At 71.7% G+C, this 6,817-nt stretch carries 6 protein-coding genes and 1 pseudogene; 4 read left to right on the top strand and 3 right to left on the bottom strand.

The window, feature by feature from the left end:
* Both ABD466_RS27555 and ABD466_RS27550 read right to left on the bottom strand, forming a co-directional pair.
* Nucleotides 1–470, bottom strand: a pseudogene (locus ABD466_RS27555) (hypothetical protein); the annotation flags it as partial.
* Between the two features lie 185 nt (nucleotides 471–655).
* Nucleotides 656–1,603 (bottom strand): hypothetical protein, encoded by a 948-nt coding sequence (locus tag ABD466_RS27550; RefSeq protein WP_344660088.1) that lies wholly within the window; start codon nucleotides 1,601–1,603, stop codon nucleotides 656–658.
* Between the two features lie 90 nt (nucleotides 1,604–1,693).
* Here ABD466_RS27550 and ABD466_RS27545 point away from each other — a divergent pair, with 90 nt between their 5' ends.
* From ABD466_RS27545 to ABD466_RS27530, 4 genes are all read left to right on the top strand, one after another.
* Complete coding sequence (locus ABD466_RS27545) at nucleotides 1,694–2,545, top strand: 2,3,4,5-tetrahydropyridine-2,6-dicarboxylate N-succinyltransferase (RefSeq protein WP_344660087.1); 852 nt, start codon at nucleotides 1,694–1,696, stop codon at nucleotides 2,543–2,545.
* 16 nt (nucleotides 2,546–2,561) lie between these two features.
* The gene (gene dapE, locus ABD466_RS27540) at nucleotides 2,562–3,677 is read left to right on the top strand and encodes a succinyl-diaminopimelate desuccinylase (RefSeq protein WP_344660086.1); all 1,116 of its coding nucleotides are present in this window, start codon (nucleotides 2,562–2,564) and stop codon (nucleotides 3,675–3,677) included.
* Nucleotides 3,678–3,837: 160 nt separating this feature from the next.
* Nucleotides 3,838–5,025, top strand: coding sequence for an alpha/beta hydrolase (locus tag ABD466_RS27535; RefSeq protein WP_344660085.1), 1,188 nt, complete (start codon nucleotides 3,838–3,840; stop codon nucleotides 5,023–5,025).
* A gap of 64 nt (nucleotides 5,026–5,089) precedes the next feature.
* Nucleotides 5,090–5,872, top strand: coding sequence for an LOG family protein (locus ABD466_RS27530; protein WP_344660084.1), 783 nt, complete (start codon nucleotides 5,090–5,092; stop codon nucleotides 5,870–5,872).
* Nucleotides 5,873–5,961: 89 nt separating this feature from the next.
* Here ABD466_RS27530 and folP read toward each other — a convergent pair whose 3' ends face one another.
* On the bottom strand, nucleotides 5,962–6,777 hold the full coding sequence (gene folP, locus ABD466_RS27525) for a dihydropteroate synthase (protein ID WP_344660093.1): 816 nt from the start codon (nucleotides 6,775–6,777) through the stop codon (nucleotides 5,962–5,964).
* Between the last annotated feature and the right edge of the window lie 40 nt (nucleotides 6,778–6,817).

Raw genomic sequence — 6,817 nt, 5'->3', positions numbered from 1 at the left:
GCGACGGACGCCGGGTGCGCGGCCGGGGCGGGGGCGGGCGCCGGGATCGGGGGCAGGGCCGGAGCCGGGGCCGGGGTCTGCGCGGGGGCCAGCCCGCCGGTCAGCTGGCCCAGCATCCCGTTCATCGGGACCACGTTGCTGGTCAGCCCGGACAGTGCGGGCCCGGCCAGCGGCAGGCCCTGGCTCAGGCCGCCCACCGGCAGGCTCTGGGTCAGCGAGCCGGCCAGCGGCAGCCCGCCGAGGCCGCCGGTCGGCAGCGGCGCCATGCGGGCCACCGGCGTCAAGCCGGCGGCGTCTAATGCGCCGTCGGCGGCCGGTGCGGCGGTGGTCGAGATTCCGGCGGTGTCCAGCGGGGCGGTCGTCGTCGGGGCGGTCGCCGCGGAGGCGACGCCGCCGACGATCGGGCCGGCGGCCACCGCGGCCGCCGTGACGACCAGGCCGCGCCGGACCGTGGTGCTCAGGGTGCTCATTGCCTGGTTCTCCTTGGTAAGGGGGCTGCCGCGTGGACGCGGCAGCCCCCTGCCCAACGGATGAACCCGGGCTCAGGAAACGCGGAACTCGGTAAAGGGATAGTAATATCTACTGTTTTTGACAGGATGGTCCGATGTCGGAACTCCGTCCGGAAGGCCCCGTTCGGCCGAATTTCCCGGCCGGATCACCCACCCTTCACCACCGTGACGTCCACGGTCCCGGACACCGGTGTGGAAGCGGTCTGCCACTTCCCCGAGCTGCGGGTCCAGACCTGGTCGGCGTACTGCACCTTGTCCACGCCCAGGTTCTTCGCCGAGGCCACCGCCCAGGCCGCCAGCACCCGCGGGTCGGACTGGCCCTGCCCGGACTTTATCTGCACCGTCAGGCCGTCGGCGGAGTGCGAGTACTGCGGCGCGTTCCCGGTGCCGTTCGCGCTGAACTGCTTCACCAGCGCGGCGCCGACGGCGTCGGCCCGCGGCGTCAGGCCGTTCGCGCCCGGGGTCTCGGCCGCGGCCTTCGGGTCGTCGAAGCGGCAGGTCAGCTGAGTGCCGGACTTCCCGTCGAGGGTGGTGGCCAGGACCGTCGCCATCCCCTCCCACTGCGCGTACGACTCGCCGGAGGCGTCGGCACTGCGCTGCACCGACTGCGCCGCCTTGCCGACGTCGATGGTCTGCCAGTTCTTGACGTCCAGCAGCGCGTGGAAGAACTTCCCGGAGGAGTACACCGGGTCCGCGATCTGGTCGGCAGTGCCCCAGCCCTGCGACGGCCGCTGCTGGAACAGCCCCACCGAGTCCCGGTCGCCGTAGGTCAGGTTCCGGATCTTCGACTCCTGCTGCGCGGTGGCCAGGGCGATTATCGTCGCCCGCTCCGGCAGGCTCTTGGCCCGCGCCACCGCCGCGATGGTGGCCGCGTTCGCCATCCGGTCGTTGACGATGGTCACCTGGGAGCCGTCGGCGCCGGTGGCCGTGCAGTCCTCCGAGCGCAGGGTGCCGGTGACGGTCCGATACACGAAGTATCCGCCGGTGCCCAGCACGGCGAGCAGCGCCACGGTCACCACCCAGGCCCCGATGTGCCGGGACGAACCGCCCGCCTTCTCTTCCCGCTCGCCACGGGGGCGCCCACGCTGACCCATACCGTCCCGTTCCGTCCGTTTCGTCGAGCGCTCATCCTGCGGTGTGAACGCCGCCAGGCCACCGTAACCGAAACGCTTATCGTGGTCGTCATGACCAACGCACCCGCATCCAACGATTTCGCATCCCCCATCTCGGCAGAGATCGACGAGCTGTGGGAGCGCCGCGCCGAGCTCTCCCCGGCCGACGCCGACGCCCGCAAGGCGGTCACGGCGGCCGTGGACCTGATCGACGCCGGGACCGCCCGGGTGGCGTTCGTCGACGCGGCCACCGACGAGGTCGTCGTGGACGAGCGGGCCAAGCGCGCGATCCTGATGTCGTTCAAGGTGCTCGACATGGTCGAGTCGCACGCGGGTGACTTCCGGTACCACGACAAGATGCCGCTCAAGGCCGATTTCGGCGGCGCCCGCGTGGTGCCCGGCGCGATCGTCCGCTGGGGCTCCTACGTCGCGCCCGGCGCGATCCTGATGCCCTCCTTCGTCAACATCGGCGGCTACGTCGACGCCGGGACGATGGTCGACACCTGGGCCACCGTCGGCTCCTGCGCCCAGATCGGCAAGAACGTCCACCTGTCCGGCGGCGTCGGCATCGGCGGCGTGCTGGAGCCGCCGAACGCGGTGCCGGTGGTGATCGAGGACGACTGCTTCATCGGCTCCCGCTCGATGGTGGTCGAGGGGGCGCGGGTGCGCCGCGGCGCCAAGCTCGGCTCGGGCACCAATCTCACCAAGTCGATGCGCGTCTTCGACGCCGACACCGGCGAGGAGCTGCCCCGCGGCGAGGCCCCGGCCTGGTCGGTGTGTGTCAGCTCGACCCGGGTCAAGAAGTTCCCGGGCGGCGACTTCACCACGCCGTGCCTGCTGGTGCTCAAGCGCCTGGCCCCGGGGGAGGCGCACGACAAGCTCCAGATCAACGACATGCTCCGCGACAACGGCTTCACCGGCTGAGGCGGGCGGCCACGAGATGTCCGGCTTGGACCTGACCCTGGGCGCCGCGCGCGTCACCGCGGCGATCGTCGACATCGAGTCCGTCAGCGGCGACGAGAAGGCGCTCGCCGACGCCGTCGAGGAGGCACTGCGGCCGTACCCGCACCTGGAGGTGCTGCGCGATGGCGACTCGGTGCTGGCGCGCACCGACCTCGGGCGCGCCGAGCGGGTGATCCTGGCCGGGCACCTGGACACCGTCCCGATCGCCGTCGACAGCACCGGGCGGCGCAACGTGCCCTCGCTGCTGGAGGGCGACTGGGAAACGGGCACCCTGCGCGGCTGCGGGACCTCCGACATGAAGGCCGGTGTGGCGGTGCAGCTGGTGCTGGCCGCCACCCTCGCCGAGCCGAACCGCGACGTGACCTACGTCTTCTACGAGTGCGAGGAGGTCGAGGCCGAGCGCAACAGCCTCGGCCGCCTGATCCGCACCCGGCCGGAGTGGTTCGCCGCGGACTTCGCGGTGCTGCTGGAGCCGAGCAACAACATCGTCGAGGGCGGATGCCAGGGCACGATGCGGGCGCGCCTGACCTTCCGCGGTGCCCGCGCGCACTCGGCCCGCTCCTGGCTCGGCGAGAACGCGATCCACAAGGCGGGCGCGGCCCTGCGGCGGCTGGAGGAGTACCAGCCGCGCCGGGTCGAGGTCGAGGGCCTGGAATTCCGCGAGGGTCTGAACGCGGTGGGCGTCACCGGCGGCGTCGCGGGCAACGTGATCCCGGACGAGTGCTCGATCCTGGTGAACTTCCGCTTCGCGCCGGATCGGGACGAGGCGGACGCGGAACGTCACATCCGCGAGGTCTTCGCGGGTCTGGACGCTGAGATCCTCGTCACGGACTCGGCCCCGGCCGCGCGGCCCGGGCTCCACCTGCCCCTGGCCGCCGAGTTCGTCGGAGCCGTCATGGCCGGGATGCAGGCCCGGCCCACGGCCAAGTTCGGCTGGACCGACGTGGCGCGGTTCGCCGGGCTCGGCGTCCCCGGGGTGAACTACGGACCCGGCGACGGGGCGCTCGCCCATAAACCGGACGAATCAGTGGACCTCGGGCAAGTTGTCCGATGTGCGGAGCGGGTGAGAAGCTGGCTCAGCTTCGCATCGTGATCTGACGGCAGCGTGGCGCATCGCTGATCAGCGGGTGCGCCCCAGAAGCAACCGGTCGGGCCTCGGTGGCGTCTTACCGGCGGCGGAGCAACCCTCGCACAGTTCGGGGGCAGGCGAATCCCGCGTCGCGTAGGCAAGTCCCGAGAGGTCCGAATTCCCCATGAGCCCGACCGGTTGGCCGATGATGGTGACGGCGATCTTCCTCGCCGTGGCGGGGCCCGTCGGCACCTATCTGCTGTGGAACCGCGTCCGCGGTCCGCAGCCGGTGCGCGCGGTGTCCCGGTTGGCGATGATCGGCGTGAGCCAGGTCATGGCGATCCTGTTGTTCGGGGTCGTGGTCAACAACTACTACGGGCTTTACGCGTCCTGGGACGACCTGCTCGGCGAGACCGGCCCGCCCGGGGTCATCATCCACGGGAACTCGGTGGCCGCCGGCACGCCGGCGCCGGGCTCCGAGCTGCCCCCCGGGCCCGGCGGTGACGCTCAGGGCGGCCGGGGCGCCGTGGTGCCCCTCGTGCCGCGGGTCCGCCCGCCCGGTCCGGCCCAGAAGTTCGACAAGTACGGCGAGGACTCCCTGGTGACCAGCTTCACCGGTCCCAAGTCCGGGCTCGGCGGCCAGAACGACGTCATGGTGTGGCTGCCGCCGCAGTACAACGACCCGGCCTACGCGAACACCGACTTCCCGGTGGTCATGCTGTTCCCCGGCTATCCGGGCAGCCCGCAGACCTGGTTCGGCAACATGGCCGGGCAGAAGGAACTGGCCAAGCTGGTGCAGCAGAAGGCCTCGACACCGTTCGTGCTGGCCGCGGTGAACATCTCGCCGATCAAGGGCGTGAACACCGACTGCACCGACATCCCGAACGGCGCGCAGGTGGCCACCTACATCGCCGAGGACGTCCGCACGATGCTCCAGCGCACCTTCCGGGTCACCACCGACCGCACCGGCTGGGGGATGATGGGCTACTCCGAGGGCGGCCTGTGCGCGGGCAAGCTGCTGGTGCAGTACCCGCAGTACTTCGGCGCGGCGGTGCAGATGAGCGCGGACGTGCGGCCCGGCGGCTACGTCTCCAAGTACGGCCTGGACTTCGCCAACCGGAACTCGACGCTGTGGATGCTGAAGAACCACAAGCCGAACCCGCCGGTGGCCCTGCTGGCCGCCGCCTCCGCCGAGGACGCCGGCGGCAGCGTGCTCACGGACGCGCTGTCGCTGCACGACGCGGCGCCGGAACTGGTGGACGTCTTGAAGAAGGACTACGGCTCGCACAACACCGAGGTGTGGAAGCAGTGGCTGCCGCAGGCCTACGGCTGGCTCAGCGCGCACCTCGACCCGGTCAAGCCGCAGTCGTGAGGTGGTTGCCCTGTGGTCGTCGTCGAGCCATCCGGCGAGGAGACCCGGCGGGTAGTGTGCGGCTATGAGTCAAGGGACGGGTAGCGGCCACAGCGGATCCAGCAAGCTGACCGAACGTTTCGTGGGGGCGGTCATCCGCCGACGCGGCCAGGAGCAGCTGCCGGCCGCCACGGCCGACCAGAAGCTGCTGGACCACGCCTACGGCAAGGACTGGAAGGACGAGGACCCCTGGCGCGTCCTGCGCATCCAGGGCGAGTTCGTCGAGGGCTTCGACTCGCTGGCCCGCATCGGCCCGGCCATCACCGTCTTCGGCTCGGCCCGCACCCCGGTCGGCTCCCCGGAGTACCTGGCCGGCGAGCAGATCGGCCGCGGACTGGCGGCCGCGGGCTGGGCCGTCATCACCGGCGGCGGCCCGGGCGCCATGGAGGCCGCGAACAAGGGCGCCTTCGACGCCGGCGGCCGTTCCATCGGCCTGGGCATCGAGCTGCCCTTCGAGCAGTCCCTGAACAGCTACATCGACCAGGGCATCAACTTCCGGTACTTCTTCGTCCGCAAGACCATGTTCCTGAAGTACTCCCAGGGCTTCGTGGTCCTGCCCGGCGGCTTCGGCACCATGGACGAGCTCTTCGAGGCCCTGACCCTGGTCCAGACGCACAAGGTGACGTCGTTCCCGGTGGTCCTGGTCGGCCGCGCCTTCTGGGGCGGCCTCGTGGACTGGATCCGCGACTCGATGGTCCCGGCCGGGAAGATCGCCGCCCGCGACCTGGACCTGATCCACCTCGTCGACGACCCGGACGAGGCGATCGCGATCATGGGCAAGCCGGGCGAGCGGGCCCTGCCGGCGTGACCCTCCGCCGCGTCCGGTGAAGCGGAAGGCGGCCGGCCGCCGGAGCGCGATGCTCCGGCGGCCGACGCCTCCGTTCCGGCCGATCAGGCTCAGGCCAGCCCGCGCTTCGTGGCCGCCGGCTCCCGGTACCCCTGGATCGCCGACACCATGTCCAGCACCTGGCGCGTCTCGGTGACCTCGTGGACCCGGTACACCCGCGCCCCCAGCCAGGCCGACACCGCCGTGGTGGCCAGCGTGCCGATCAGGCGCTCCTTGACCGGCCGGTCCAGGGTCTCGCCGACGAAGTCCTTGTTCGACAACGAGACCAGCACCGGCCAGCCGGTGGCGGTCATCTCCGGCAGCCGGCGCGTGGCCTCCAGCGAGTGCCTGGTGTTCTTGCCGAAGTCGTGGCCGGGGTCGACCAGGATGCGGTCGCGCGGGACGCCCAGGGCGGCCGCGCGCTCGGCCTCGCCGTACACGGTGCGTGCCAGGATGTCGGCCATCACGTCCGGGTAGCCGATCCGGTGTGGGCGGGTGCGCGGCTCCACGCCGCCGGCGTGCGTGCAGACCAGGGCCACCGCGTGCCGGGCGGCCACCTCGGCCAGCCGCGGGTCCCAGCCGCCCCAGGCGTCGTTCAGCACGTCCGCGCCCTCGGCGCAGACCGCGTCGCCGACCTCGGCCCGCCAGGTGTCCACCGAGATCACCGCCTCCGGGAACCGCTTGCGGACCTCGGCCACGAACGGCACCACGCGCCGCAGTTCCTCGGCGGTGTCGACGAGGTCGCCGGGCCCGGCCTTCACCCCGCCGATGTCGACGAGGTCGGCGCCCTCGGCCAGCGCGGCCTCGACCCGGTCCAGCGCCGCGGCGTCGGTGAACGTGGCGCCGCGGTCGTAGAAGGAGTCCGGCGTGCGGTTCACGATCGCCATCACGAGCCGCTGGTGGGGGCCGTATTCGTAAGGGCCCAGA

Source organism: Catenulispora subtropica (assembly GCF_039531675.1).
In the GTDB taxonomy this organism is placed as follows: Bacteria; Actinomycetota; Actinomycetes; order Streptomycetales; family Catenulisporaceae; genus Catenulispora; species Catenulispora subtropica.
Note: the sequence above shows the minus strand (reverse complement) of the source record. Positions and strands in the feature narration are given on the sequence as shown.

Coding starts and splice junctions, on each gene's coding strand:
- ABD466_RS27550 (WP_344660088.1), bottom strand. CDS start 1,603: ATGGGTCAGCGTGGGCGCCCCCGTGGCGAGCGGGAAGAGAAGGCGGGC.
- ABD466_RS27545 (WP_344660087.1), top strand. CDS start 1,694: ATGACCAACGCACCCGCATCCAACGATTTCGCATCCCCCATCTCGGCA.
- dapE (WP_344660086.1), top strand. CDS start 2,562: ATGTCCGGCTTGGACCTGACCCTGGGCGCCGCGCGCGTCACCGCGGCG.
- ABD466_RS27535 (WP_344660085.1), top strand. CDS start 3,838: ATGAGCCCGACCGGTTGGCCGATGATGGTGACGGCGATCTTCCTCGCC.
- ABD466_RS27530 (WP_344660084.1), top strand. CDS start 5,090: ATGAGTCAAGGGACGGGTAGCGGCCACAGCGGATCCAGCAAGCTGACC.
- folP (WP_344660093.1), bottom strand. CDS start 6,777: ATGGCGATCGTGAACCGCACGCCGGACTCCTTCTACGACCGCGGCGCC.